Source organism: Pseudoclavibacter endophyticus (genome assembly GCF_008831085.1).
Lineage (GTDB): Bacteria > Actinomycetota > Actinomycetes > Actinomycetales > Microbacteriaceae > Pseudoclavibacter > Pseudoclavibacter endophyticus.
Map to the genome: position 1 here is coordinate 1579654 of NZ_WBJY01000001.1, position 25840 is coordinate 1605493.

General features: G+C 68.6%; 23 protein-coding genes and 2 tRNA genes. 12 read left to right on the forward strand and 13 right to left on the reverse strand.

The features are described from left to right. The gene (gene proB / locus F8O04_RS07060; protein ID WP_158029142.1) at positions 1-1140 is read left to right on the forward strand and encodes a glutamate 5-kinase; all 1140 of its coding nucleotides are present in this window, start codon (positions 1-3) and stop codon (positions 1138-1140) included. Positions 1141-1176: 36 nt separating this feature from the next. Then, the gene (locus tag F8O04_RS07065; protein WP_158029143.1) at positions 1177-2484 is read left to right on the forward strand and encodes a glutamate-5-semialdehyde dehydrogenase; all 1308 of its coding nucleotides are present in this window, start codon (positions 1177-1179) and stop codon (positions 2482-2484) included. 50 nt (positions 2485-2534) lie between these two features. Here the strand turns inward: F8O04_RS07065 and F8O04_RS07070 are convergent, their stop codons facing one another. Then, positions 2535-4703, reverse strand: a complete 2169-nt coding sequence (locus F8O04_RS07070; protein ID WP_158028557.1) for a malate synthase G — start codon at positions 4701-4703, stop codon at positions 2535-2537. A 191-nt stretch (positions 4704-4894) separates the two neighbouring features. On the opposite strand from F8O04_RS07070, the gene F8O04_RS07075 reads away from it, so the two are divergent. Then, positions 4895-5680, forward strand: a complete 786-nt coding sequence (locus F8O04_RS07075; protein ID WP_158028558.1) for an IclR family transcriptional regulator — start codon at positions 4895-4897, stop codon at positions 5678-5680. A 39-nt stretch (positions 5681-5719) separates the two neighbouring features. Here F8O04_RS07075 and F8O04_RS07080 read toward each other — a convergent pair whose 3' ends face one another. From F8O04_RS07080 to F8O04_RS07090, 3 genes are all read right to left on the reverse strand, one after another. After that, the gene (locus F8O04_RS07080) at positions 5720-7228 is read right to left on the reverse strand and encodes an aldehyde dehydrogenase family protein (RefSeq protein ID WP_158028559.1); all 1509 of its coding nucleotides are present in this window, start codon (positions 7226-7228) and stop codon (positions 5720-5722) included. Positions 7229-7327: 99 nt separating this feature from the next. After that, positions 7328-8797: an APC family permease gene (locus F8O04_RS07085; RefSeq protein WP_158028560.1), complete on the reverse strand. Its 1470-nt coding sequence runs from the start codon at positions 8795-8797 to the stop codon at positions 7328-7330. Positions 8798-8884: 87 nt separating this feature from the next. Continuing rightward, positions 8885-8958, reverse strand: a tRNA-Ile gene (locus F8O04_RS07090). 154 nt (positions 8959-9112) lie between these two features. Here F8O04_RS07090 and F8O04_RS07095 point away from each other — a divergent pair. From F8O04_RS07095 to F8O04_RS07105, 3 genes are all read left to right on the forward strand, one after another. Continuing rightward, positions 9113-9433 carry a thiamine-binding protein gene (locus F8O04_RS07095; RefSeq protein ID WP_158028561.1) on the forward strand — a complete coding sequence of 107 codons (321 nt, stop codon included), beginning with the start codon at positions 9113-9115 and terminating at the stop codon, positions 9431-9433. Between the two features lie 130 nt (positions 9434-9563). Further along, positions 9564-10082: a hypothetical protein gene (locus tag F8O04_RS07100; protein WP_158028562.1), complete on the forward strand. Its 519-nt coding sequence runs from the start codon at positions 9564-9566 to the stop codon at positions 10080-10082. A gap of 199 nt (positions 10083-10281) precedes the next feature. After that, positions 10282-10785 (forward strand): DUF3145 domain-containing protein, encoded by a 504-nt coding sequence (locus F8O04_RS07105; RefSeq protein ID WP_158028563.1) that lies wholly within the window; start codon positions 10282-10284, stop codon positions 10783-10785. Between the two features lie 100 nt (positions 10786-10885). Here the strand turns inward: F8O04_RS07105 and F8O04_RS07110 are convergent, their stop codons facing one another. The 6 genes from F8O04_RS07110 to aceE all read right to left on the reverse strand — a co-directional run bounded on the left by F8O04_RS07110 (position 10886) and on the right by aceE (position 18693). Next, positions 10886-12127, reverse strand: a complete 1242-nt coding sequence (locus F8O04_RS07110) for a beta-ketoacyl-[acyl-carrier-protein] synthase family protein (RefSeq protein WP_158028564.1) — start codon at positions 12125-12127, stop codon at positions 10886-10888. Between the two features lie 68 nt (positions 12128-12195). Then, the gene (locus tag F8O04_RS07115) at positions 12196-12447 is read right to left on the reverse strand and encodes an acyl carrier protein (protein ID WP_158028565.1); all 252 of its coding nucleotides are present in this window, start codon (positions 12445-12447) and stop codon (positions 12196-12198) included. Between the two features lie 110 nt (positions 12448-12557). Continuing rightward, complete coding sequence (locus tag F8O04_RS07120) at positions 12558-13562, reverse strand: beta-ketoacyl-ACP synthase III (protein WP_158028566.1); 1005 nt, start codon at positions 13560-13562, stop codon at positions 12558-12560. A 28-nt stretch (positions 13563-13590) separates the two neighbouring features. After that, on the reverse strand, positions 13591-14526 hold the full coding sequence (locus F8O04_RS07125) for an ACP S-malonyltransferase (RefSeq protein WP_158029144.1): 936 nt from the start codon (positions 14524-14526) through the stop codon (positions 13591-13593). Between the two features lie 80 nt (positions 14527-14606). Further along, positions 14607-15947: a PucR family transcriptional regulator gene (locus tag F8O04_RS07130; protein ID WP_158028567.1), complete on the reverse strand. Its 1341-nt coding sequence runs from the start codon at positions 15945-15947 to the stop codon at positions 14607-14609. A gap of 19 nt (positions 15948-15966) precedes the next feature. Further along, a complete protein-coding gene (gene aceE, locus F8O04_RS07135; RefSeq protein WP_158028568.1) occupies positions 15967-18693 on the reverse strand; it encodes a pyruvate dehydrogenase (acetyl-transferring), homodimeric type in 2727 nt (908 codons plus the stop codon). 232 nt (positions 18694-18925) lie between these two features. Here aceE and F8O04_RS07140 point away from each other — a divergent pair. Continuing rightward, a tRNA-Val gene (locus F8O04_RS07140) sits at positions 18926-18998 on the forward strand. Positions 18999-19132: 134 nt separating this feature from the next. Here F8O04_RS07140 and F8O04_RS07145 read toward each other — a convergent pair. Continuing rightward, a complete protein-coding gene (locus F8O04_RS07145) occupies positions 19133-19846 on the reverse strand; it encodes a response regulator (RefSeq protein ID WP_225734989.1) in 714 nt (237 codons plus the stop codon). Next, positions 19846-20739 carry a sensor histidine kinase gene (locus tag F8O04_RS07150; RefSeq protein ID WP_158028569.1) on the reverse strand — a complete coding sequence of 298 codons (894 nt, stop codon included), beginning with the start codon at positions 20737-20739 and terminating at the stop codon, positions 19846-19848. The genes F8O04_RS07145 and F8O04_RS07150 overlap by 1 nt, the downstream gene beginning before the upstream one ends. A 130-nt stretch (positions 20740-20869) precedes the next feature. On the opposite strand from F8O04_RS07150, the gene F8O04_RS07155 reads away from it, so the two are divergent. The 3 genes from F8O04_RS07155 to F8O04_RS07165 are packed head-to-tail and all read left to right on the forward strand — an operon-like array spanning position 20870 to position 23096. Next, positions 20870-21577, forward strand: coding sequence for an ABC transporter ATP-binding protein (locus F8O04_RS07155; RefSeq protein ID WP_158028570.1), 708 nt, complete (start codon positions 20870-20872; stop codon positions 21575-21577). Further along, entirely contained in the window at positions 21574-22302 is a 729-nt protein-coding gene (locus F8O04_RS07160; protein ID WP_158028571.1) for an ABC transporter permease, read from the forward strand. The genes F8O04_RS07155 and F8O04_RS07160 overlap by 4 nt, the downstream gene beginning before the upstream one ends. Then, positions 22299-23096, forward strand: a complete 798-nt coding sequence (locus F8O04_RS07165) for a hypothetical protein (protein WP_158028572.1) — start codon at positions 22299-22301, stop codon at positions 23094-23096. The genes F8O04_RS07160 and F8O04_RS07165 overlap by 4 nt, the downstream gene beginning before the upstream one ends. A gap of 385 nt (positions 23097-23481) precedes the next feature. Here the strand turns inward: F8O04_RS07165 and F8O04_RS07175 are convergent, their stop codons facing one another. Next, positions 23482-24111, reverse strand: coding sequence for a hypothetical protein (locus F8O04_RS07175; RefSeq protein ID WP_158028573.1), 630 nt, complete (start codon positions 24109-24111; stop codon positions 23482-23484). Between the two features lie 319 nt (positions 24112-24430). Between F8O04_RS07175 and F8O04_RS07180 the strand changes: the two genes are divergently transcribed. Together F8O04_RS07180 and F8O04_RS07185 are read left to right on the forward strand one after the other, a co-directional pair. Next, a complete protein-coding gene (locus tag F8O04_RS07180) occupies positions 24431-25159 on the forward strand; it encodes an acetolactate decarboxylase (RefSeq protein WP_158028574.1) in 729 nt (242 codons plus the stop codon). Between the two features lie 25 nt (positions 25160-25184). Continuing rightward, entirely contained in the window at positions 25185-25826 is a 642-nt protein-coding gene (locus tag F8O04_RS07185; RefSeq protein WP_225734909.1) for a M23 family metallopeptidase, read from the forward strand. The last annotated feature ends 14 nt before the right edge of the window (positions 25827-25840 follow it).

Here is a 25840-nt window from a genome sequence, read left to right on the forward strand (position 1 = left end):
ATGCTCCGCACCGCCGCCGAGCTGTCGACGGCGCGCCGCGTCGTGGTCAAAGTCGGTTCGTCGTCGCTGACCGGTCCGGACGGCTCGCTCGCCGTCGACCGCCTCATCGCGGTCTCGGATGCGCTCGCCGAGCGACGCGTCGCCGGCCAGGAGATCGTGCTCGTCACCTCCGGCGCGGTCGCGGCTGGTCGCGGACCACTCGGTCTCAGCGGCAGGCCGCGCGACACCCCTGAGGCGCAGGCGGCCGCGTCGGTCGGGCAGGGGCTGCTCATCGCTCACTACACCGAGGCGTTCGCCGCGCACGGCGTCCCGGTCGGACAGGTGCTGCTCACGGCGGAGGACACAATCCGTCGCTCCCGGTACCGCAATGCCGTGCGCGCCTTCGAGCGACTCATCGCGGCGGGCGTCGTGCCCGTGATCAACGAGAACGACGCGGTCGCGCCCGACGAGCTCACGTTCGGCGACAACGACCGGCTCGCCGCCCTCGTCGCACAGCTCGTGCGAGCGGACGCGCTCGTGCTGCTCACCGACGTCGACGGGCTCTACGATGGCCCGCCGGGCCGACCCGGCGCACGCCACATCCCCGTGGTGGAGTCGGTCGACGCGCTCGAGGGCGTCGAGGTGACGGGAACCGGCAGCCGGGTCGGCACTGGCGGCATGATCACGAAGCTGCAATCGGCGTCGATGGCCACGAGCTCGGGTATTCCCGTACTCCTCACGACGGCCGCGAACGTTCGGGCTGCCTTCGCCGGAACCGCGAAGGGCACGTGGTTCCACGCCACCCGCAAGCGGGCGTCGCGGCGCCAGGTGTGGCTCGAGCATGCCGCGCGCGGAAACGGCAAGCTCGTGCTCGACGACGGCGCCGTGCGCGCGATCGTCGACGGCACGGCGTCGCTGCTCGCCGCCGGCATCGTGCGCGTCGAGGGCGACTTCCGCGCAGGGGAACCCGTCGAGCTCGTCGACGTGCAGGGCGCGGTGGTCGCCCGCGGCATCGTCGCCTTCGACGCGGCCGAACTGCCCGAGATGCTCGGCCGCTCCACCCGGGAACTCCGGGCAGAGCTCGGCGACCGGTTCGAGCGCGAGGTGGTGCACCGCGACGACCTCGCGGTCGTCCGCCGCCGGACGGACGCGGCTCGGTAGCATGGCGGCGTGACCACGACCTCTCCGCACGACCCTCTGCACGCCACCGTCGCATCCACAGCGGGCCCGTTCCCTGACGACCCCACCGAGGGCGTGCGCGAGATCGCGCGCCGTGCCGGTGTCGCGGCGCGCTCGCTCGCGACCGCGGACCGGTCCACGAAGGACGCCGCGCTCCACGCAATGGCGGACGCGCTCGTTGCCGCGACTGCCGAGATCGTCGAGGCGAATGCGCTCGACCTCGAGCGGGGCCGTGAACGCGGCATGGAGCCTGGGCTGCTCGATCGGCTCGCGCTGACGCCGGAGCGGATCGACGCCATCGCGGCCTCGCTGCGGGAGGTCGCGGGGCTTCCTGATCCGGTCGGTGAGGTCGTGCGCGGACAGACCCTGCCGAACGGGCTGCGCCTGCGCCAGCTGCGCGTGCCGATGGGCGTGGTCGGCATGATCTACGAGGCTCGGCCGAACGTCACGGTCGACGTTGCGGGCCTCGGCCTCAAGAGCGGCAACGCGGTCGTCTTGCGCGGCGGTTCAGCCGCGGAGTCCGGCAACAGCGTCATCGTGCGCGTGCTCGGCGAGGCGCTCGCCACCTGCGGGCTTCCCGCCGACCTCGTGCAGTCGATCGACCGGTACGGCAGAGACGGGGCCGTCGCGCTAATGCGCGCACGGGGGCTCGTCGACGTGCTCGTTCCGCGTGGCGGTGCGAGCCTGATCCAGACCGTCGTCCGCGAGTCACTCGTTCCCGTCATTGAGACCGGCATCGGCAACGTGCACGTGTTCGTCGATGAGTCTGCCGACCAGCGCGACGCGCTCGAGATCGTCCTCAACTCCAAGACGCAGCGCGTCGGCGTCTGCAACGCGGCCGAGTCGCTGCTCGTGCACGAGGCCATCGCGGACGAGTTCCTTCCGCTCGTGCTCGCGGCCCTGCGCGAGCGCGACGTCGTCATCCACGGCGACCAGCACACGCTGGACTCGGCGAGCGGCCTCGCGATCGACGCCGTCGCGGCGAGTGAGGAGGATTGGTCGACGGAGTACCTCGCGCTCGAACTCGCCGTTCGGGTCGTGCCCGACCTCGACGCCGCGATCGAGCACATTCGTACCTACACCTCGGGGCACACCGAGGCGATCGTGACCGGTAGCCTCGTCTCCGCACAGCGGTTCGAGAACGAGATCGACGCGGCGGCGATCATGATCAACGCGTCGACCCGTTTCACCGACGGCGGACAGCTCGGCCTCGGCGCCGAGCTCGGCATTTCGACACAGAAGCTGCACGCACGCGGGCCGATGGGTCTCGCGGAGCTCACCACAACCAAGTGGGTCGTGACTGGCACGGGTCACGTGCGGCCGTAGGGCTTGGACAGCGGGCGCGGCGCCCTCGAGCAGTCCCAGACCGAGCGAGGTCAGCGCCCCCCGGCGGCCTTGAACTCGCGGCGGAGTTCGTGCAGGAGCGGCTCGGTGTACCCGCTCGGCTGAGCCGCGCCCTCGATGATGAGCCTGCGGGCCGCCGTGTAGGCAAGGGGCGGCTCGTCGTCGTGCGCCAGCGGCTCGTACGCGGGGTCGCCGGCGTTCTGTTCGTCAACCACCGATGCGAGCCGTCGGAGGCTCTCGTCGACCTGTTCGGAGGTGATCACCCCGTGCGCGAGCCAGTTGGCGAGGAGCTGACTCGAGATCCGCAGTGTCGCCCGGTCCTCCATGAGGGCCGTGCCCGCGATGTCGGGCACCTTGGAGCATCCGACCCCCTGATGCACCCAGCGCACGACGTACCCGAGGATCGACTGCACGTTGTTGTCGACCTCGCGAACGACGACGTCGTGCGCGAGGTCGGACGGCGAAGCGAGCGGCGGCATGAGCAGGTCGTCGAGGCTCGTCGCGGGCAGCGGAGGCAAGGCCCGGCGCGCTGCGAACGCGTCGACCTGGTGGTACTGCAGGGCGTGCAGCGTGGCCGCCGTCGGTGATGGAACCCACGCCGTCGATGCCCCGGAACGGACGTGTTCGGCCTTCTGCTCGAGCATGTCGTGCATGAGGTCGGGCTTGGCCCACATGCCCTTGCCGATCTGTCCGCGAGCGCCGAGACCGGTGCAGATTCCGAGCTTCACGTTGCGGTCCTCGTAGGCGCGCATGAACGGCTGCGACCGCATGTCGCTCTTCGGGACAACGGGCCCGGCGTGCAATGAGGTGTGGATCTCGTCGCCCGTGCGGTCCAGGAACCCCGTGTTGATGAACACGATGCGGTGAGCGGCCGCCTCGATGCACGCGGCCAGGTTCACAGAGGTCCGCCGCTCCTCGTCCATGACGCCGATCTTGAGCGTCATCGGCGGCAGGTGGAGGAGCGCTTCGACCCGGTCGAACAGCTCGACGGCAAACGCGACCTCGTCGGGACCGTGCATCTTTGGCTTCACGATGTACATCGACCCCGTACGCGAGTTGCCACCGGCCGCCTCGCCGCGGAGATCGGAGAGCGAGCCGAGTGCCGTCATGATGGCGTCCAGCATGCCCTCGAACATGTCGGCGCCGGTCGCGTCTTTGACCGCGTCGGTGCGCATGAGGTGCCCGACATTGCGCACGAAGAGCACCGATCGCCCGGGCAGCTCGAGCGTGTCGCCGCCGGGCGTCAGGTACGCGCGGTCGGGAGCGAGGGTGCGCACGAACGTGCGGCCGCCCTTGGTGACCTCTTCCGTGAGAGTCCCCGCCATGAGGCCCCGCCAGTTGGCATAGCCGAGGGCCTTGTCGTCGGCGTCGACGGCGGCGACCGAGTCCTCCAGGTCCATGATGGTGGTGAGCGCCGCCTCGAGCACGATGTCCTGCACGCCCGCCGAATCTCCGCGCCCGATCGGCCCGTCAGGGTCGATCGCGATCTCGACGTGCAGACCGTTGTGCCGAAGGAGCACGGCGCTGGGCTCATCCCGAGGTCCGGCGTAGCCGCGGAACGTCGCAGGGTCGACCAGCGTGACGGGTCCCTCGGGAAGCACGACCTCCAAGCCCGTGTCGCCGATGCGGTACGCCCGCGCCTCGGTGTGGGTGCCTGCAGACAGGGGCGCGATCTCATCGAGGAATGCCCGCCCTCGGGCGATGACCGCCTCGCCGCGGGCCGCGTTGTAGCCGGGCCCGGGAGCGAGCTCGCCGGACTGGTCGATGGCGTCGGTGCCGTAGAGGGCGTCGTAGAGCGATCCCCAGCGGGCGTTGGCCGCGTTGAGCGCGAACCGTGCGTTGAGCAGGGGCACGACGAGCTGCGGGCCGGCGAGTTCCGCGATCTCGGGGTCGACGTTCGCGGTCATGACCTCGACGTGCTCGGGCTGGTCGCGCAGGTAGCCGATCTCGGTGAGGAGCGCCCGGTACGCCGCGGGTTCCAGGGCGCCCGGATGCTCGCGGTGGTAGGCGTCGAGCCTGGCCTGCAGGTCGTCGCGGACCCGCAGGAGCGACTCGTTCCGAGGCGTGAGGTCGCGAACGATCTCGCTCACGCTCATCCAGAACTCGGTCACGTCCAGCCGGGCATCCGCGAGCGCGGCCTCAGCGAAGTCGGCGATCGGCTGCGCGACGCTCAGGTCGGCGCGCGAAACATAGGTGGTCATCGTGCCCTCCGCACTCTCGTGACGTCCGCGGACGATTCCGTATGGTGGTGTAAACTTACCGTAATGCGGAATAGGATGAAACCCTGCGAAAAACCGTCGACGAATGGCGGGTCGGTCGCGTCGTTATGCTGGCGAGTCGTGGCACGGCGACCAGTCAGCGGTGACGCGATGCCGCGAGAAGGAGGTCGGGCGTGAACGACAGCGGTGCGTCGTCGTCGAAGCCCCACGGCGATGGCCGGGTGCAGTCGCTCGACCGAGCATTCGACCTGCTCGAGATCCTGGCCAGAGACGGCGCGCAATCGGTCCACGGCCTGCATGAGGCGAGCGGGCTCCCCGCCGCGACCGTGCACCGGCTGCTGACCACAATGCACGTGCGCGGATACGTGAGCAAGGACGCCGCGCGCCGGTATCTTCTCGGTCCGAGCCTTGTGCCGCTCGCGGAAGGCGCCACCCAGTCTGTCGCGGGGTCTGTCCGCGTGCATCTGCGGCGGCTCGCCGACGAGCTGGGCGAGTCGGCGAACCTGGCCATGTTCGATGGCGAGATGATCGTGTACATCGCGCAGGCGCAGTCGACGCGGTCGATGCGCATGTTCACCGAAGTCGGCCGCCGCGTGCTCCCGCATGCGACGGCCGTCGGGAAGGCGTTGTTCGCGCGCATGCCCCCTGCTGCGCTCGAAGGGGTCCTTTCCCGGCTCGCGCTGCCGCGCTACACGGACAAGACCATCACGACCGTCGAGGGCCTCCGCGAGAGCATCGAGCGCGCGGCCCGAGACGGGTACGCGATCGACGACGGCGAGCAGGAGGTCGGCGTGCGATGTGTCGCCGTCGCAGTGGCATCCGGCGGACAACAGCCCGGCTTCGCCATCTCACTGTCGGGCCCGACCGAGCGCATGACCGACGAGTTCATCGAGCGGGCCGTGCCCCAGCTCCACCGGGTGCGCGAGGAGATCGAGGGTGCGGACGACGGCGGAGCCTGACGCCCTCCCGGGTGTCCCGGGCGTGGGTGCCGCGACTGCTCAGTGTGCGGGGCGGTGCAGCGTTTGCGTCGCGAGGTAGGCGGACACCCCTTCGATGCCGAATTCCGCGCCCATTCCTGAATCGCGGCGGCCGCCGAACGGCGCGAGGAAGCTCCCGCCGTACCCGTTGACACCGATCGTTCCTGTGTCGATGCGGGCGGCGACGGCAGCCGCGGCGTCTTCGTCGGTGCCGAAGACCGCCCCGCCGAGCCCGTAGCTGGTGGCGTTCGCGATGTCGATCGCGTGCTCGATCGACTCGGCGACGTGCACGGTGAGCACCGGGCCGAAGATCTCCTCCTGTGCGATGCGCGCCCCCGGGTCGACGTCGGCGAACACCGTCGGGGCGACGAAGGCCCCGCCCTCGACGGGCGGTGGCACATCGCCGCCGAGTACGACGCGAGCTCCCTCATCGATCCCGGTTCGGACGAAGCCCATGACGCGCTCGCGTTGGATGCTCGACGCGAGCGGCCCGAGATGCGTCGCCGGGTCGAGCGGGTCGCCGACCCGGAGCCCGCGGACGGTCGCGGCGACGACGTCGACGACGCGGTCGTAGTTCTCGCGGGTCGCGATGATGCGGGTCGATGCGAAGCACGTCTGGCCCGTGTTCCGCAGGCTGACCGGCAGCAACTGCTCCGCGACGACGTCGAGGTCGGCATCCGGCAGCACGACCGAAGCGGACTTGCCTCCGAGTTCGAGCGTGACCGGTCGCAGCAGTTCGCCGCAGATGGCGGCGATGCGGCGGCCGGCGGCCGTGGATCCGGTGAAGGCGATCTTGTCAACGCCCGGGTGCCGCACGAGCGCCTCGCCGGTTTCGTTGCCTCCCGTGACGAGGGTGACCGCGCCGTCCGGCAGGCCCGCTTCGACGGCCGCGTCGAGCACGTAGCGCACCGACAGGGGTGTCGAGGGCGCCGGCTTGATGACGACGGTGCAGCCCGCGAGGAGGGCGGACGCGAGCTTCGACACTACGAGGTGCACGGGGTAGTTCCACGGCACGATGAGCCCCGCGACGCCGTAGGGCACACGCCGGACGAGCGACTCGACGGGTACACCGTCGATCGTCCGCACGTCGGGCGCCTCGAAGTGGGGAGCCAGGCCGGCGACCGTGCGCAACAGGAGCGCCGCCCCCATGGCTGCGCCACCGGTCTCGGCGATCGGCGCGCCGTTCTCGAGGGTGGTCGTGTGCGCGATCTCCTCGGCGCGCCGCTCGATGCCGTCCGCGATGCGGCGCAGGTACTCGGCGCGGTCGCTCGGCCGGAGCGCCGCCCACGCCGGAAGCGCCGCCCTCGCGGCGGCGACCGCAACATCCACATCGTCCGGCGTGCCGACCGGGGCCGAACCCCACGCCTGTCCCGTCGTCGGGTCGATCACCTCGATGAGGTCGCGATCGCCGATCTCGCCACGGCCGAAGTCGGTCACGTGCCGGTAGGGCAGCGTCTCGGCGATGTCGGCGTGCGATCGGGCCGGCGTCGCGGCCTCATTGGATGGTGCGGTGCTGTCGACTGCGGTCATTGGCGCCTCCTTGCGTCACCCTCCAGTTTGAAGGGTGGGGCACGCAGGCGCCACCGCGCTTTCCATCGAGAGGAATCCCGCGCGGACCGCCGGCTGCGGTTATCGCCGGCGTCGCTCGGCAACGGCCTTCAGCAACAGCCGCTCGGTCTCGGGGCCTGCCTTGATGCCGCTCGGGAGCCGAAGCGCGAACACGAGACCGACGAGCATCCAGGCACCGAGGAAGGCGTACGACTGCCAGTCGAGCGTGATGCTGATCGGCGTGACGTTCGGCACGTACAGCAGGAACAGCACGATGCACAGGAGGGTCGTCGTGACGCCGAGGACCAGTCCGCCGATGCGGCCGCGCCCGCCCGCGCGGAAAGGCCGCGCCATGGCCGGCTCCTTCACGCGCAGCGCGATGAAGGCGAACCCGACGAGCGCATAGGCCAGCACGATCATCGGCGACCCGCCGTCGACCGCCCACCCGAGCATCGCGGTTCCTCCGAACGGGGCGAGGACCGACAGCCCGCCGATCGCGAGGATCGCGTTCGACGGCGTCTTGTAGCGCGGGTGCAGCTTGCCGAACCACGCGGGAATCATGCCCGCGTTCGCCATTGACCACAGCAGGCGTGAGGCGCCGAGGAGGAAGCCGATCCACGACGTGAGGATGCCCGCCATGCCGCCGGCGATCACGATCTTGCCCCAGATCTCACCGCCCATGACCGCCGAGAGCGCGTCGGCGCTGACCAGGTTGAACTCGGCGAGGTCGCTCGCGGGCAGGGAGAGCGAGGTGGCGTACACGACGACGAGGTAGAACGCGACGGCGAGACCGACGGATGCGATGACGAGCCGGCCGATCTTCTTGGGCTCGAGTTTGATCTCCTCGGCGGTCTGCGGGATGACGTCGAACCCCACGAAGAGGAACGGCACGGCACCGAGCACCACCATGAATCCGGTCGCGCCGCCGACGAAGGCCGGCTGGGTATTGGCGACGTCGCCCCCGACGACTGCGCCGAAGAGGAGGACGGCGAGGACGAGCAGGATGAAACACACGACGAACGTCTGCACGAGCGAGGCGACCTTGACGCCGCGGTAATTGATCCACGTGACGGCGACGGCGGACACGACGCCGACGAGTGCCCAGGGAAGGCCGACGGTGTAGCCCGCCACGTCGTACATGGGGACGAGACCGGCGAGCCCGGGGAAGAGATAGTCCATGGTCCTCGGGGTCGCGACCGCTTCGAAGAGGATCACGCTGACGTACCCGCCGGTGATCGCCCATGAGCCGAGCATCGACCACCGCGGCCCCATGCCTCGCATGAGGTAGTTGTGTTCCCCGCCGGCGGCCGGCATTGCCGAGACGAGCTCGGAGTAGACAAGGCCGACGAGCATCATGATCGCACCGCCCGCCAGGAGTGCGAGCAGCGTTCCCCACGTGCCTGCCGACTCGAGCCAGCCACCCGTCAGCGTGATCCAGCCGAAGCCGATCATCGCTCCGAAGCCCACGAAGAGGGCGTCCAATCCGCTCATTGCGCGCTCGAAGCCGCGCTGTTCCGAATGCTGCCCTGGGGGCGTCATCGAGTTCGTCATGGACACAGGATGCCCGAGCCGACCGGGGTCACTGATGCGCCACGCGAGCGTGGTCGATGGAGACGCGTCGGCGCGCGCTCGCGTTCGTGGGGCGTGCGGGACTTGAACCCGCGACCGATGGATTATGAGTCCACTGCTCTAACCGGCTGAGCTAACGCCCCGGAAGCGGCACGAGTCTATCGTCCGTGCAACGCGGCGACGCCGTCCACTGCCACGCGGGCCTCGCGTGAGAACGCGTAGCATGGCGAAATCAATGTCCGTCCGGCGCTGCTGCCACTCGTCTCGATGCCGCCCGTATCCACTCGAGGAGGAACCATGATCGTCGCATTCTCTATCGCGCCCAGTGGCGGGCCGGACGGGTCCGACTCGGTCCACGAGGCCGTTGCCGCCGCCGTCAAGGTAGTCCGCGAGTCGGGCCTTCCGAATCGAACCTCGTCGATGTTCACCGAGATCGAGGGGGAGTGGGACGAGGTGATGGGCGTCGTCAAGGCGGCCACGGATGCCGTCGGCGCCTACGGGACGCGCGTGTCACTCGTGCTCAAGGCGGACATCCGGCCCGGACGCACGGGTGAGCTGGACGGCAAGCTCGAGCGCCTCGAGCGAGCGCTCGACGAGGGCCGCGGCGGCGCTGAGTAACGCGGGTACAGCGAACCCGTGACGCTGGCACACCTGTTCACGGGCCGGATCTGTTCTCGGGCCGGACAATCGGCGCCATTAGGATCGACGCTCGCAGGCTGATCGGCGAACGCCAAAGGGGAATGCAGACATGACCGACGACACGACGGCACGGCAGGGCGACCACGTGCCCGGGCAGGGCGGCATCCCCGTCGCTCCATACCCCTCGCAGTCGAATGATCCGCAGCCGACCCCGTCGCACGCCATTGCCACGTTCGGCGGCGAGGGGCATGGGGGCTCCTGGCCGGGGGCGGACGAGGCGTTCATCGGCGACATGACCGTGACCCGCGACGCCATCCGTTCGCCGCAGGGCGCCATCTCCGCGAGGGGCGCCCAGATCTTCGTCAACAACCACACTCGACTCGAGAACAAGACGCCCACGTGGGCGATCGTTCTCGCGATCGTCGGCTTTTTCCTCGTCACCTTTTTCAGCCTCTTCTTCCTGCTCGTGAAGGAGCAGCGACTCGGCGGCGGCTACGAAGTGGTCGCGACTGGTCCGGACGGCACCCTCACCTCATTCATTCCGGTCGACCAGCAATCAGCCGGGTACATCTGGAACGACCTGCAGACGCGCGCCGAGCACGCGCGCGCCGTCATCGCAGACGCCTGATGAGGCGAACCACGGGGGACACGCCGCCACGCTGAATCACAGGGTTGTGATTCGCCACTACTGTCAGGCATAATTCCAGTGGCGACACGCAGCCATCACAATCGAATACGTTGCATCACGCTTTCTCACGAAAGGGAAAGCCGCCTTGCATTCGTTCACTGGTCGTAGGGGAAGACGTACCACGTGAATGGAGGAAGACATGGATGCACCAACTGCCCGCGGGGTGCTGTACGTGCACTCCTCGCCGCGAGCCCTTTGCCAGCACGTCGAGTGGGGCGTAGGGCGAGCGCTTGGGCGCGCCGTACACCTGCCCTGGATCGATCAGCCGGTCATCCAGGGCTCGCAGCGCGCCGAGTTCGTCTGGGAGGGACAACCCGGCACCGGGGCGACAATCGCTGCGCAGCTTCGTGGCTGGGTGCACCTCCGCTTCGAAGTGACCGAAGAACCTCGCGCTGACGCGGACGGAGGTCGGTGGCTTCACACGCCCGACCTCGGCATCTACTACGCGCAGACCGATACCTCGGGCAACACCGTCATTCCCGAAGACCGGGTTCGCTATGCGATGGAGATCGCGGGCGGCAACGCCTCCGAGCTGCACCGTGAACTTCGCCTGGCCCTGGGCCAGGCATGGGACGACGAGCTTGAGCCGTTCCGGTATGCGGGCGACGAAAGCCCTGTCGTGTGGATGCACCGCGTCGGTTAGGCCAACGACCGTCGACGCGGGTCGGGCTCCGCGCTGACGGTGGTGACGAACGAGGCCGGGTTCCTTTCGGGAACCCGGCCTCGTTTGTCGTGCGAGCCGGCTACACGCCGCGGAAGGCGATGACGGCGTTGTGCCCGCCGAATCCGAATGAGTTCGAGATGGCGACGGCGCCCTTGGCGTCGAACGGACGCGGCTCGGTCACCACGTCGAGCGGAATCGCGTCGTCCTGATGCTCGATGTTGATCGTCGGCGGCAGCACGCCCTCGGCGAGCGCGAGCACGGTGAACATGCCCTCGATCGCGCCGGCCCCGCCGAGCAGGTGGCCCGTCGACGCCTTGGTGGCCGTCACGGGGATCTCTCGGGCGCGGTCGCCGAAGACCGCTTCGAGCGCCGTGTACTCGGCGATGTCCCCGACCGGGGTCGACGTCGCGTGCGCGTTCACATGGCGAACCTCGTCGCGCCCCACGCCACTGCGCTCAAGGGTGTCCAGAACGGCGCGTGCGGCGCCCGAACCCGCGGGGTCAGGGGCCGTGATGTGATATGCGTCGGCCGTCACGGCGCCGCCGAGGACCTCGGCGTAGATCCGCGCGCCCCTCGCCTTCGCATGCTCCTCGGTCTCCAGCACGAGTGCGCCTGCACCCTCTCCGAGGACGAAGCCGTCGCGGTCGACGTCGTAGGGACGCGACGCGTGGGAGGGGTCATCGTTGCGACGCGACAGGGCCTGCATCGAGGCGAACGCCGCGAGGGGGAGCGGGTGGATCGCAGCCTCCGATCCGCCCGTGATCGCGACGTCGGCGACCCCCGCGCGCAGGTGCTCGACGGCGTTGATGAGTGACTCGGTGCTGGACGCGCACGCCGATACGACGGTGCGCGCGCCCGCCCGCGCGTTCAACTCCATGCCGATCGCGGCGGCGGGGCCGTTCGGCATGAGCTTCGGCACCGTGAGCGGCAGGACCCGTCGCGGGCCGCGTTCGCGCAGCGTGTCCCAGGCGTCGAGCAGGGTCCACACCCCGCCGATACCGGTCGCCCACTCCACGAGGAGCCGGTCGGGGTCGATGTCGGCATCGCCCAGGCCCGCGTCGGCGAACGCTTCCCGCCCGGCGACGAGCGCGTACTGACTCGAGGGGTCGAGCCGCTTCATGACGACGCGGTCGAGCTGTTCGGAGACCGGCACCTTGACGCTGGCAGCGAAGGTCACCGGAAGTTCGTAGGTGGCGACCCAGTCTGCCTCGAGCGTGCGGGCGCCCGACTCTCCGGCGAGCAGCGCATTCCACGTCTCGCGGGCGGTGCCGCCGAGCGGGGTTGTGGCGCCGAGGCCGGTCACAACGATCTTTGTGGTCATACGGGCTCCTGAAAACGATGAAACAGGCCGAGGCGGGCAGCCCACGCGCGGGGCCGCCCGCCGCGCGACTATTCGGCCGAGGCCTTGGCGATGTAGTTGACGGCGTCGCCGACCGTCACGAGGTTGGGGACCTCGTCATCCGGGATCTTGACGTCGAACTTCTCCTCGGCGTTGACGACGATCGTCATCATCGAAATCGAGTCGATGTCGAGGTCGTCCGTGAACGACTTCTCGGGCGTCACGGTGTCGGCCGCGATTCCGGTCTCCTCGTTGATGAGCTCGGCGAGGCCGGCGAGCGCTTCTTCGTTGCTAACTGCCATGAGTTTCTCTCCTTGGTTCTCGATGACCACCGCAAGTGTATTCGGGTGCATCGGTTCGGGTGCGCGGCGGGCGAGGAGCGCTGCCGCGCGCGATCGGGCGGATGCAGGCCTCAGGGCAGGCGCACGACCTGTGCGCCGTAGACGAGACCGGCGCCGAACCCGATCTGCAGCGACAGGCCGCCGCTGAGTTCAGGGTGCTCGTCGAGCAGCCGGTGGGTGGCGAGCGGGATCGATGCCGCCGACGTGTTGCCGGTCGTCTCGATGTCGCGGCCGACCACGACGTGCTCGGGCAGTCCGAGCTGCTTCGCGAACTCGTCGATGATGCGCATGTTGGCCTGGTGCGGGACGAAGGCCGCGAGGTCTTCGACCGTGATCCCGGCTTCGTCGAGCGCCTGGCGCGCGACTTTCGCCATGTCCCACACCGCCCAGCGGAAGACGCTGGGCCCGTCCTGACGCAGGGTCGGCCACGGCACCTCGCCTCGGCGGAATTCCTGCAGCGTGGCGTTCATCGACACCGCCTGCCAACGCTCGCCGTCGCTACCGAGAAGGGACCGGGAGATGCCCGGCGTGTCGCTCGGGCCGATGATGACGGCACCGGCCCCGTCGCCGAGCAGGAACGAGATGCTGCGATCGGCCGGGTCGATGATGTCGGAGAGCTTCTCGGCGCCGACCACGAGCGCGTAGGTGGCGACGCCCGAGCGAATCAGCGCATCCGCCTGTGCGACGCTGTAGCAGTAGCCCGCGCACGCCGCGTTGCTATCGAAGGCGGCGGCGGGGGTCGCCCCGACCTCATGCGCCAACCGGGCCGCGATGGACGGCGTCTGCATCATGTTGCTGACGGTCGCAACGATGACCACGCCGATCTCGTCGGGCGAAATGCCGGAGCGCTCGATGGCCTCGAGCGACGCTTCGCGCGACAGGTCGAGCGCGTTGACGTCGTCGCCGGCGCGGGCGCGGGTAACGATGCCCGTCCGCTGCCGGATCCACTCGTCAGACGAGTCGATGGGGCCGATCAGGTCGTCGTTCGGCACCGCGTTCTCGCCTCGGGCGGCCCCGATGCCGTAGATGCGCGTGAACCGGGGGCCTTCCGTCACCTGAAGCGTGGGAGTGGTCATGCTGTCGTGGTCCTTCCGGGGCTCCGGGTCACGCCGCGACGAGTTCGCGGGCGGTGTCGAGGTCGGCGGGTGTCGTGATCGCCACGGCGGGCGTGCCCCGCAAGCCGCGTTTCGAGAGCCCGACGAGCGTGCCACCCGGCGCGACCTCCACGAGGCCCGAAACGCCGGCGTCGGCGAACGACGCCATGCACGCGTCCCACCGAACGGGGCGCGCGACCTGCTCGATCATGGCATCCACGAACTCGGCGCCGGATGTGACCATGCTGCCGTCGCGGTTCGTCCAGATCGTGCGTACGGGATCCCCGGTCTGGAAGGCATTGCGCTGGTCGGCCAGCGCGGCGCGCGCCGTCGCCATGAACGGGGTGTGGAAGGCGCCAGCGACCTGCAGCGGAACGACCCGTGCGCGGGCCGGCGGCGTGCTGGCCAGCTCGTCGAGCCGCTCTGGGAGTCCCGCCGCGACGATCTGGCCGCCTCCGTTGTAGTTGGCGGGCGTGAGGTCGAGGCCCTCGAGAGTCGCCTCGATCTCCGCCTGGTCACCGCCGAGCACGGCGCTCATGCCGGTGCGCACGGTCGCCGCATCGGCGGCCATGAGCTCGGCGCGGGTCGCCACGAAGCGGATCGCGGTCTCGGCGTCGAAGATGCCGGCGCAGTAGGCGGCCGTCACCTCGCCGACGGAGTGGCCGGCCACACCCCCGATGCGCGCGGCGAAGCCGCCCGATTCGTCGGCGTCGTCATCAGAGGTGAGAGCGTTCCACGTAAGGATGCCGGCGGCGACGATGAGCGGCTGCGCGATCGCGGTGTCGCGAATCGTCTCGGCGTCGGACTCGGTGCCGTGGCGCACGAGGTCGACGCCAGCAGCGTCGCTCAGCTGTTCGAGCAGCGTGCGGTGCGCGGCGTCCTCGAGCCAGGGCGCGAGGAAACCGGGTTTTTGTGCGCCCTGACCGGGGCACGTGAGCACAAGCATGGGGACCATCATTCCAGTGATCGTTCGCGACTGTTCGTATGAATGCACGCGACTTTGGTGAAAAAGATTAGAGGATGTCGCTAACGGCGAGGGGATCTAGCTGCGCGCTTCTGCGAACGTCTCGGTTCGGCCGGAACCGGGTCCGCGATCTGCCCGAGAATGAGCGCGCACTGCAGGATCAGGGCCTCGCGAGCACCGGTCGCATCCCAGCCGATGAGCTCACTGATGCGTTTGAGGCGGTAGCGCACCGTATTCGGGTGCACGAAGAGCTCGCGCGCCGTGCCCTCGAGCGAGCGACCATTGTCGAGATAGCACCATAGCGTGGCGAGCAGGTCGCTTTGGTGGTCGGCGAGCGGGCGGAAGATACGGGCGACGAGGGTCTGCCGCGCCAGCGGATCGCCAGCAAGCGCCCGCTCTGGGAGCAGATCGTCGGCCGGCACTGGACGATCGGCGGCACGCCAGGCGCCCGCGACCGCGAATCCGGCCAGCGCGGCGCGCGCGCTGCGCGACGAGTCGACGACACTCGGCACGGTCGGCCCCAGAACGAGCCGCCCCTCGCCGAAGAAGGGCTCGAGGCGCTTGGCGATATCGAGGAACGGCAGCTCCTCGCGACCCCGATCATCCGCTTCGGCGTGCGGAGCGGCGCTCGGCGCGTCGCCGGGGCCACGGTTTCGCGCGTCGCCGGCGTCACCCGCATCCGTCGTCGCCTCCTCGTCGGAGGCGTGGGCGCGGCCGATGACGAGCACGAGGCGGTTGCCCTGCACGCCGATGAGCAGGTCGACATCGGCGTGCCTGGCCGCGCGGCGCAGCTGGTCGGCCTCGAGCATCTTCGGTGTTGTGCCGACGAGGACGGCGACTTCTCCGCGGCCGTGCCAACCGAGCGCGGCGATCCGGCTGGGCAGCTCGTCGTCGTGCTCTCCCGTGAGGATCGAGTCGACGACGAGCGCTTCGAGACGTTGATCCCAGAGCCCACGGGCCTCAGCGGCGCGAGCGTAGACATCGGCGGCGGCGAAGGCCACGTCCCGGGAGTACCGGAGCACCGCCTCGCGCACCTCGCCGTCGCCGTCCGCAACACGCTCCTCGACCACGCTCACGACGACGCGGATCAACTGGAGCGTCTGCTGCAGGCTGATCGACCTGAGCAACTCGCGCGGTGCCGCGTCGAAGACGTCGCGCGCGATCCACGGCTTCGATTCCGGGGAAGTTCGATCACCAACGTCGCCGTCGCCCCGCTCGAGCGAGCTCACGAACGAGGTGATGCCGGCCTGGGCGACCAGGCCGATCGCGCTGCGTCGGCCCGGCGGCATCTCGCTGTACCAGGGAAGCGTCTCTTGCAGTCGTTTCGACGTCGACGTCGCGAGCTCGCCCGTGTTCGCCCTGAGCCAGGCGAGCGTCTGTTGTTTGGTGCGTTGGTGCGGCATGGTGTGCGCGTCGCCCGTTCTACGAGTCGCCCCCGGCCGTGCCGCTCACGCCAGACTTCGGGTTGTGAAGGTCATAGCGGTCGATGGCCTGCTGCACGACGGCGCGGTCGACCTCGCCCTTGACCGCGAGACGCTCGAGCGCCCGCACGACGATCGAATGGCTGTCGATGAGGTAGAAGCGGCGAGCGGCGGGCCGGGTGTCGGAGATGCCGAAGGCGTCGGCCCCGAGCGTTGCGTAGTCGCCGGGCACGAAGGGACGGATCATGTCGGGGAGCGAGTGCGAGTAGTCGCTCACGCCGATGAACGGCCCGCCTCCGGAGCCCGACAGCTTGTCGGTCAGGTAGGGGACCCGCGGCTCTTCCGACGGCTTCGACCAGGTGTGCTCCTCGGCGGCGAGGCCGTCGCGGCGGAGCTCGCTCCAGCTCGTCACCGACCACACCTCTGCGGCGACGCCCCAGTCCTCCGCAAGGATCTCCTGCGCGTGCAGCGCCCAGGGAACGGCCACACCGGAGGCGAGCAACTGCACGCGCGGGCCCTCCTGGTCGGTGCCGCGCAGGTAGTACATTCCCTTGAGCAGACCGTCGATGTCGAGGTTCTCGGGCTCGGACGGCTGCACCATGGGCTCGTTGTACATGGTGAGGTAGTACATGACGTCGGGGTCGGGGTGCTGCCCGCCGTACATGCGCTCGATACCGGCGCGGATGATGTGGCCGATCTCGTACACGTAGGCCGGGTCGTACGAGACGACGGCCGGATTCGTGTTCGCGATGACGTGCGAGTGGCCGTCCATGTGCTGCAGCCCCTCGCCCGCGAGCGTGGTGCGGCCGGCGGTCGCGCCGATGAGGAACCCTCGAGCGAGCTGGTCGGCGGCTGCCCACATCGCGTCGGCCGTGCGCTGGAAGCCGAACATCGAGTAGTACATGTAGATCGGCACGATGATCTCGCCGTGCGACGAGTACGAGGTGCCGGCCGCCGTGAAGGCGGCCATCGCGCCGGCCTCGTTGATGCCCACGTGCTGGATGACGCCCTGCTCGCTCTCGCGATAGGCCAGGAGCAGTTCGCGGTCGACCGACATGTAGTGCTGGCCGTTGGGGTTGTAGATCTTCGAGGTCGGGAAGAACGCGTCGACGCCGAACGTGCGGGCTTCGTCGGGGATGATGGGCACGATTCGCTTGCCAAACTCGCCGGCGCGCATGAGGTCCTTCAGCAGGCGCACGAAGCCCATGGTGGTCGCGACCTCCTGCGAGCCCGACCCCTTCGTCGTCGCAGCGAACGCCTTGTCCTCAGGCAGGTCGAGCTGCGTGTACTTCGAGCGGCGTTCCGGAACGAAACCGCCGAGCGCCCGGCGGCGCTCCTGCATGTACTCGATCGCCTCGTCGTCCTCGCCCGGGTGATAGTACGGCGCGTCGTACACGCCCTCGAGCCGTGCGTCGGTGATGGGCACCTGCATCTCGTCGCGGAACGTCTTCAGATCCTCGAAGGTCAGCTTCTTCATCTGGTGGGTCGCGTTCCGGCCCTCGAAGTGGGTGCCGAGCCCGTAGCCCTTCACCGTCTTGGCGAGGATGACGGTGGGCTGGCCCTTGTGCTCGAGTGCGGCCTGGTAGGCGGCGTACACCTTCGAGTAGTCGTGGCCGCCGCGCTTGAGGCCCCAGATCTGCTCGTCCGTGTAGTCCTCGACCAACTTGAGGGCCCGCTCGTCACGACCGAAGAAGTGCTCGCGCACGAAGCCGCCCGACTCGGCCTTGTAGGTCTGGAAATCGCCGTCCGGCGTCTCGTTCATGAGGTTGAGCAGGGCGCCTGACTCGTCGCGGGCGAGCAGGTCGTCCCACTCACGGCCCCACACGACCTTGATGACGTGCCAGCCCGCGCCGCGGAAGAAGCTCTCCAGCTCCTGGATGATCTTGCCGTTGCCGCGCACCGGCCCGTCGAGCCGCTGCAGGTTGCAGTTGACGACGAACGTCAAGTTGTCGAGGTTGTTGTTCGCCGCGAACTGCAACTGCCCGCGCGACTCCACCTCGTCCATCTCTCCGTCGCCGAGATAGGCCCACACGTGCGAGTCGGCGGTTTCCTTGATGCCGCGATTGGCGAGGTACTTGTTGAAGTTGGCCTGCCAGATCGCATTGATCGGCCCGAGCCCCATAGAAACGGTGGGGAACTGCCAGAACTCCTGCAACTGGCGCGGGTGCGGGTACGAGGGGAGGCCGTTCGGGGCCTTCGACTTCTGCTGTCGGAATCCATCCAGCTCTTCGGCCGTGAGCTGTCCCTGGAGGTACGCACGGGCGTAGTTGCCGGGTGATGCGTGCCCCTGGAAGAACACCTGATCGGGACCGCTCGGGTGGTCGTACCCGCGGAAGAAGTGGTTGAGACCGACCTCGTAGAGGCTCGCCTGCGACGCGTACGACGAGATATGGCCGCCAACCGAGATGTCGGGACGCTGCGCGCGCTGCACCGTCATGGCGGCGTTCCAGCGGATCCAGCGTCGGTAGCGGCGCTCGATCTGCTCGTCGCCCGGGAAGTCGGCCTCGTCCTCGGGGGCGATCGTGTTCACGTAGTCGGTGACGGGAACCATCGGCACGCCCAGGTGACGTTCTTTCGCGCGCTTCAAGAGCGACAGCATCACGTCGCGACCGCGCTGGCGACCCCGCTCGTCGATCACCGCGTCAAGCGACTCGCGCCACTCCTGCGTCTCCTGCGGGTCGGAATCGACGTAGTGCTCGGAGTATGGGTCCTGGTCGTGAACGGCCATGTTCGCCTCGTTTCTCGCCTGGGTGTGACTGTCGCTCGTGCGCTGTCGTGTCGCGGGCGGCGTCACCGTCGTGTGGCGACAACCGCCCCGATAGCTTAGTGGCGGAATGCCACAACGAACGACGCGTCGGGCTTCCCGAGCGTGCCGCGACAAACGCGTCGCCGCACACCCAGTGAGCTGGCACAATGGAACCGGACGCCGCGCATCCCCGCTCTCGGAGGTGGGCGTGTGAGGGCCTTTAGCTCAGCTGGTAGAGCGCCACGTTTACACCGTGGATGTCGTCGGTTCGATCCCGGCAGGGCCCACCCAAAGTGTCTTACGGGAACATGCGACATCAGTAGATGTTGGGTTTTCCCGTAGTGGTCAGTGAAGCGGTCCTCCGCTACCTATGTGAGGCCGGGTGAGAGATCGAGCGATCCTGCGCTCGCTGGCTCGCGAATCAATCGGGGCCCGGGGTGGGGCAGTTGATCCTGGCTTCGTACGCTGCGATGACGAGTTGCGCTCGGTCGCGAGCATGGAGCTTTGATCGGAGGCTGCCGACATGGGCCTTGACGGTGTGGGGGCTGACTGAGAGGCGATGCGCGATCTCGTCGTTCGACAAGCCCTTCGCGATGAGCGTCAAGACCTCCAGTTCGCGATTCGTGAGGTACTGGACCCCCGGGCTTGTCGGTCGGGCCGAGTGCGGGCGTCCTGACGTGGGATTGTCCACGTAGTGGCGGATGAGCCGGTCAAGCACGGTTGGCGCGAAAAGGGATTCGCCTGCATGCACCTTGCGCACCGCGTCGACGAGTTGCCCCGGGGTGGCGTCTTTGAGGAGGAACGCGCTGGCTCCCGCTGAGAGGGCCTCGAACACGTACTCGTCGAGTTCGAACATGGTGAGGATGATCACCTTCGGCGCACCATCCGTGCAATCGGCTGTGATCTGCCGTGTGGCATCGATTCCGTTCCCATCGGGCATCCGGATATCCATGAGCACCACGTCGGGCCGGAGGTCGAACGTCAGGCTCACGGCTTCGGTTCCGGTGCCGGCGTCGCCGATGACCGTCAGGCCCGGTTCGTGGTCGATCGCGATGCGCAGGCTCCGGCGGAGCAGCGGTTCATCGTCTACGAGGAGCACGGTGATGCTCTCGTATTCTCCTGACATGGTGTTCATCACGGAGTACTCCCTCCGTCGGTGGGCAGTGAGGCCAAGACCCGGAAGCCGCTTTCGAACGGTCCGGTCACGAGCGTGCCGTCGTGGAGGGCGACTCTCTCGCGCAGCCCGATGATCCCGTGTCCGGTGCCCGGCACGGCATTCCAGCCCGGGGCTGGTCCCGCGTCCAGGATGTCGATGCGCAGTCTGGAGGCGGTCGCGGAGACGTCGATAGCTGCGCTGGTCGGGCCGGCGTGACGCGCGATGTTCGCGAGCGCTTCACGCACGATCGCACAGATCGTGACCTGCAGTTCCGCCGGCAACTGCGCCCTCGTCTCGTCGCTGATGTCGAGTGATGCTGCGCCGATCCGAATGCCAGCCTGCTGCGCCTGCGCGACGATCTCGGGCAGTTGTGCCAGCGTGCCGAGCGGGCGAAGCGGTGCGGAGACCTCGGTGGTGCTGCCCTGGGGATCGCGCAGGAGCGTCAAGAGCTGCCGCAGCTGCGCGATCGCGCGCCGGCCGACGCTCTCGATGTCATCGAGCGCCTGCTGCTGCTCGCCGGTATCGGAGAGTTTCGCCGTCGCTGCGCGCACCGTCATCAATCCGAGGCCGTGGGAGGCCAGGTCGTGCAGATCTCTGGCGATGCGGAGCCGTTCGTGGAGCACGGCGTCGGTTCGCGCCCATTCCTCGAGTCGCCTTTCGTAGCGGCGGCGCTGGCGTCGGGTGTATCTGATCGTCCATATGATGATCGCGACCATCAGCGAGAGATCGACGAACGTGACCCAGATCACGGCTGGTCCCGCTTCCCACGACAGCACAGCGAAGACCAGGACGCTGAGCGCGAGGAACGCCGCAGGCCACATCCACGGGATCCAGCTCGGACGGTGCGCGTTGCTGGTGCTGACTGCTTCCACGCCTCCAGCGTAGGGAGCTTGGCCGGGAACGGGATCGCCCCAGGGTCTATGAGACTCGAGGGTAGTTGCGGCGTGGAAGACTGCACTCCGGGGTGATCAAAGCGAGGAGCGTCGCTGCTGAGCTAGAGACATGCTCACCTTCAGCGATCTTACGAAACGTCGCGGTTCCCGCGACATCCTGTCTCATATCGGTTTCGAGGCCAAGCCCGGCCGGGTGACGGGCTTCCTCGGCCCGAACGGCGCGGGGAAATCCTCGACGCTGCGGATCCTCCTGGGTCTGGATCGTGCGACCTCCGGCACCGCGCTGATCGATGGACGGCCGTTCGCGTCGCTGCGGGATCCGATGCGGAAGGTTGGTGCGGTGCTGGACGGCTCCGGTGCGCATCGCTCCCGGACCGGGCGTGCGCATCTACGCTGGGTCGCGCGTGCCGCGGGCATCGGCAACGACCGGGTCGAGCGGATGCTGGAGCAGGTGGGCATCGCGGATGCGGCGGGCAAGCGGGTCAGCACGTACTCGCTGGGTATGGGCCGCCGCCTCGGTCTCGCCGCCGCGCTGATCGCCGATCCCGAGGCGCTGGTGCTCGATGAGCCGGTGAACGGTCTCGATCCCGAGGGCATCCGGTGGATCCGCCTCTTCCTGCGCGAGCAGGCCGAGCAGGGCAGGACCGTGCTGCTGTCCTCGCATCTGATGGGAGAGCTGGCCGAGACCGTCGACGATGTGGTCGTGATCAGCAGGGGCGAGATCGTCGCCGACGGCACTCTCACCGAGGTCACGAGCGGATACGCCACGCTTGAGGACGCGTTCTTCACGCTGACCGGGGATCGAGGCGTACGATGAGAGCGCTGCGCTCCGAGCTCTCGAAGCTCCTCAGCCTGCCGTTCACCTGGATCGCGGTGGCGACCGGGCTGATCATGCCCATCGGCATCACCGCGATCACCCGCGCGACCGGCGACCCCCGCGCGGACTCGAGCTTCAGCGAGTTCGGCCTCGGCGTCGCGGGTGTGATCGTGCTGGGGGTCGTGATCATCAGCAGCGAATACACCACCGAGGGTGAGGAATCCGCCTCCAGTCGACAGATCACCACGACGCTGACCGTGACGGGGTCGCGTCTGAAAGCGATGATCGCAAAGGCCCTCGCTCTGATCATCGCGACAGTGGCTCTCTGGATCCCCGGCATGGCCGGCGTGCAGACGGTGATGATGTTCTCCGGCGACCCCCGGGCGTTCGCCTTCGACGCGCAGACCCTCGGGCAGGTACTCGGCACGCTCGTCTACTGGGTGCTCACCGCGTTGCTGGCCTTCGCCCTGACGATGATCGTCCGCAACGGCATCATTCCCATGGCCGTGCTGGTAGCGAACTCGTCGGCGGTCGCCGTGACCTATCTGCTGGCACGCGGGCTGGCCCCGGCGAACTACCTGCCCGACCTCGCAGGCCTGCGCATGTTCACCACCATCGACACCAACGTCGAGATCGCTCCGCTCGCCGGTGGCGTGATCATGGCGGCATGGGTGGCAGGGCTGCTCGTCGTGGCCGGGATCGTGTTCACCAGGAGAGACGCATGAACAGCACCGTACCCGCACGGATCGCGCCCGCACGTACCGCGCACCAGGCGTTCCTTGACACCGTGCGTGCCGAGCTTTCCAAGCTCCTGTCACTCCGTCCGATGTGGCTCGCTGCCCTGGGCACCCTCATCGCCACGGTCGTGCTCGCGTACTTCCTCTCCAACAGCCTCGGCATCACCGCAGAAAGCGAACTGGGTCTGGGGGACGGCAGTGCGCAGTTCATCGACCTCGGGATCGTCGCGATCGGCTGGACCCAGATCGGGTTCTTCGTCCTTGGCGTCCTCGCCACCACCTCGGAGTACATCGGCGGGCAGATCCGCACCACCCTGACCGCCATACCGTCGCGCGGCATGCAGCGCCTCGCCGCGACTCTCGCGCTCATCGCCGTCGTCTTCCCGATCGCGGTCGTGACCGCCCTGGCGAGCATCGCAAGCGCACTGCTGGAGACCGGCATCTCGCCGAGCGCGCTGGATCCCGCGCTCACCATGCGCATCGTCCTCAACACCGCCGCGCATCTCACGCTGATGGCTGTGCTGGCCGCAGCCGTCGGCTCGATCATCCGCAAGGCCATCCCCGCGGCCGCCGTGTTCGTGGTCTACCTGACGATCCTCAGTCCAGTGCTGCAGGCATCGCAGTATCTGTACTTCCTGCCGGACATCGCCGCCTACACCCTCATGTACACGTCACCGCCCGAGGGGGCACCCGCCGCGCCGATCGCCTGGCTCACCATCATCGCGTGGACGGCAGCGCTCTACCTCCCCGCCCTGTGGCTGTTTCGGCGTCGAGACACCTGACTCATGAGACCCCGGCTGTTCGCATAGCGTCCACTTCCTCGTCGTGAAGCGTGTTGGAGGTCGTTCATGCCGCCGAGATCCTGCACGACAGCAAACAGTGTGTGGCCGAGCACTTCGAGGTATCCATCCACCACTCGACGTTCCAGATCGATACAGCACGCGTCGCTGCCAGCGAACGTGACACCACGATCCACGACTGACACCAACGAACCGGGGGTCCGCGGGGCAACGACGCAAAGCGGTTCCATCAGGCCCCGCGAGTCGGGCCCAGCGGGTCGCGGTGCTGACGCCGACACCTCCGAGAAGGCGAACACCGCCAGCGGCGTGGGGACGCGGCGGTTGTCGTCCTCGACGGCGGCTTCGCAGGGCCGGTGCGTCCAGCGGGTCAGCTGTCGGCATCCGGTCGGTAGGGCTCCTCCCGTAGAGCGTGGGAGAGCACGAGCTTGAGGGCCAGCACCGGCCCGAACCAGTCCATGCCGTCCGGGGCGGCCAGCAGCGGTGCGGCCAGCACCAGCAGGGTGACCAGCGTGAACGCCGCCGGACGCGCCAGATAGGTGGGTACCCGACTGACGACCACCACGGACAGCAGGCAGCCCAGGTACCAGCCGGTCGCCCAGGCCCAGGTGCCACCGGGCAGCAGCGCCGCCAGCAGGAACGGGTGCAGGTGTGCGGCGGTGAAGCCCACCGGGTGGTGCAGCAGCCGGCGCAGCAGCCCAGCATCCGCCGGCGGCGCGGAGTGGTAAAAGCGTTTTGCCGAACCCAGCGCATTGGCCGTGACTCCGCCGACGACGTCCAGCACGACCACCGCGACCAGTACCCACTGCCACCAGGACCACTGCGTCCCCTGGGCCACGGCGACGAGGGCGACGACTCCCAGACCGGCCAAGGCGCCAGCCCAGACCAGCCCTCGCTCGACGGCCGTCGCCCCGGTGCCCATCAGCCAGTCGGGTCGCCCCGCCGGTACCCGCCAGGACACGACGACGGACCGCACACCGTCCGCGTCACGCACAGTCACCACCCCTCCCACACCGCTCGAGATTCACCGTTGCACAGTTGGGCGCCGGGCTGATTGAAGGCTCGCGTTGACCCGTTCACAGTCTGCGACGGACGCAGCGGACGGCCGGTGACGAGAGGAGGCTCAGGCGCCGACCCGGCGTTCCCGAATCTACCGTCCGTGCCTGCTTGCGGAGGGCGAGGTGCAAAACTTTCGTCTTGATGGAGAGCGCATGCCCGATGAGACGCGCCATCATGGCGATCTGAAGTGTGAGCGTGGCGGCTCCCGGGGTGCTCCTGCTCCCAGAGGCTGAGTGCTCTGGCACGATAGCGTCGCCACCGTGACCTCACTCTCCGACGGCGCCGTGACCCAGTTCGCCGTGCTCGACGCACTCCTCGCGGGTGTGTATGCGTCGGGCATGACGGTGCGCGACGCGCTCGGTCATGGTGACCTCGGAATCGGATGCTGCGACCGCCTCGGCGGCGAAGTCGTCATCGTCGATGGTGAGGCCTTCGAGTGCACGGTCGACGGCCCGCCGTCGCCCATGACCGATGCCGCGATCCTGCCGTTCGTCGACGTCGCGGCGTTCCCTGTGACGGATTCGGCCGAGGTGCGCGATCTCGACCTCGAGGGGGTCACGGCCGCCGTCGAGGGGCGGCTCCTCAGCCGTAACTTGTTCCACGCGGTGCGCCTGGACGGAGTCATGGCCACGGCGCGCATCCGCGCGACGCCGCGACAGCAGCACCCGTTCCCTCCGCTCGACAAGGTGACGAGCGAGCAGGTCGAGACCGTTCTCGCGCGGCGGGCGGGAACCCTTGTGGGCTACTGGGCTCCCACCATCTACCAGGGCATCGCCGTGGCCGGGCTGCACCTGCACTTCCTCGCCGACGACCGCCTCGCCGGCGGACACGTGCTCGACCTGACCGTGGAGCGCGGCCATCTACGGCTCGTCGCCTATGCCCGCTTCGATCTGCATCTCCCGGTCGACGACCTGTTCCTGCGCACCGAGCTCACCCACGATCGCGACCACCGTATCGTCGCGGTCGAGGGCGGCGTCGACGCTCGCTGAGCATCGGGCGGGAGAGAAGCACGTCGTGGCCACTCCCAATCCCATCGACCTGGCCTATCCGTTCGCCGGCCGCTGGCTCGTGCAGAACAGCCCTGCCGATCGGGTGCCGAGCCACGGCACGACGCTGTTCGCCACCGCCTACGCGATCGACTTCGTGCCGGTCGGCGACAACGGCCGCACGGCGCCCATCACGATCGGCTCGCTTGTGCGCCCGGAACCGCCCGAGAGGTTTCCCGGATTCGGGCGTCCCATCCTGGCGCCCATTTCGGGAACCGTCATTGCCGTGCACGACGCTGAGATCGACCATCCGGCGTATCGTGGCGTTCCTTCGATCGGCTACGCAGTGACCCAGCGACGGCGGGCCGCTGACGGGTGGCTTGCACTGGCGGGAAACCACGTGATGATCGAGCGCGACGGAGTCGTGGTCGCCCTGTGCCACCTCCAACGTGCCAGCACCGAGGTCCGCGCTGGTCAACACGTGCGCGCCGGCGACGTGCTCGGCCGCTGCGGCAACTCCGGCAACAGCACTGAACCCCACGTCCATGTTCAGGCGATCACCGGTAGCCGGGTTGAACACGCCACCGCCGTGCCGCTGACGTTCGGAGCATCCCTCCCGCACAACGGCGACGTTATTGTCGCAACTGCGTCGCGACACCGAGGTCGGTGAGCGGGCGGGGGATC

Bases quoted from the DNA above. Each gene is read 5' to 3' on its own strand.
- proB (WP_158029142.1), top strand. From the start codon at position 1: ATGCTCCGCACCGCCGCCGAGCTGTCGACGGCGCGCCGCGTCGTGGTC.
- F8O04_RS07070 (WP_158028557.1), bottom strand. From the start codon at position 4,703: ATGACCACCTATGTTTCGCGCGCCGACCTGAGCGTCGCGCAGCCGATC.
- F8O04_RS07080 (WP_158028559.1), bottom strand. From the start codon at position 7,228: ATGACCGCAGTCGACAGCACCGCACCATCCAATGAGGCCGCGACGCCG.
- F8O04_RS07085 (WP_158028560.1), bottom strand. From the start codon at position 8,797: ATGACGAACTCGATGACGCCCCCAGGGCAGCATTCGGAACAGCGCGGC.
- F8O04_RS07095 (WP_158028561.1), top strand. From the start codon at position 9,113: ATGATCGTCGCATTCTCTATCGCGCCCAGTGGCGGGCCGGACGGGTCC.
- F8O04_RS07100 (WP_158028562.1), top strand. From the start codon at position 9,564: ATGACCGACGACACGACGGCACGGCAGGGCGACCACGTGCCCGGGCAG.
- F8O04_RS07105 (WP_158028563.1), top strand. From the start codon at position 10,282: ATGGATGCACCAACTGCCCGCGGGGTGCTGTACGTGCACTCCTCGCCG.
- F8O04_RS07110 (WP_158028564.1), bottom strand. From the start codon at position 12,127: ATGACCACAAAGATCGTTGTGACCGGCCTCGGCGCCACAACCCCGCTC.
- F8O04_RS07115 (WP_158028565.1), bottom strand. From the start codon at position 12,447: ATGGCAGTTAGCAACGAAGAAGCGCTCGCCGGCCTCGCCGAGCTCATC.
- F8O04_RS07120 (WP_158028566.1), bottom strand. From the start codon at position 13,562: ATGACCACTCCCACGCTTCAGGTGACGGAAGGCCCCCGGTTCACGCGC.
- F8O04_RS07125 (WP_158029144.1), bottom strand. From the start codon at position 14,526: ATGCTTGTGCTCACGTGCCCCGGTCAGGGCGCACAAAAACCCGGTTTC.
- F8O04_RS07130 (WP_158028567.1), bottom strand. From the start codon at position 15,947: ATGCCGCACCAACGCACCAAACAACAGACGCTCGCCTGGCTCAGGGCG.
- aceE (WP_158028568.1), bottom strand. From the start codon at position 18,693: ATGGCCGTTCACGACCAGGACCCATACTCCGAGCACTACGTCGATTCC.
- F8O04_RS07145 (WP_225734989.1), bottom strand. From the start codon at position 19,846: ATGAACACCATGTCAGGAGAATACGAGAGCATCACCGTGCTCCTCGTA.
- F8O04_RS07155 (WP_158028570.1), top strand. From the start codon at position 20,870: ATGCTCACCTTCAGCGATCTTACGAAACGTCGCGGTTCCCGCGACATC.
- F8O04_RS07160 (WP_158028571.1), top strand. From the start codon at position 21,574: ATGAGAGCGCTGCGCTCCGAGCTCTCGAAGCTCCTCAGCCTGCCGTTC.
- F8O04_RS07165 (WP_158028572.1), top strand. From the start codon at position 22,299: ATGAACAGCACCGTACCCGCACGGATCGCGCCCGCACGTACCGCGCAC.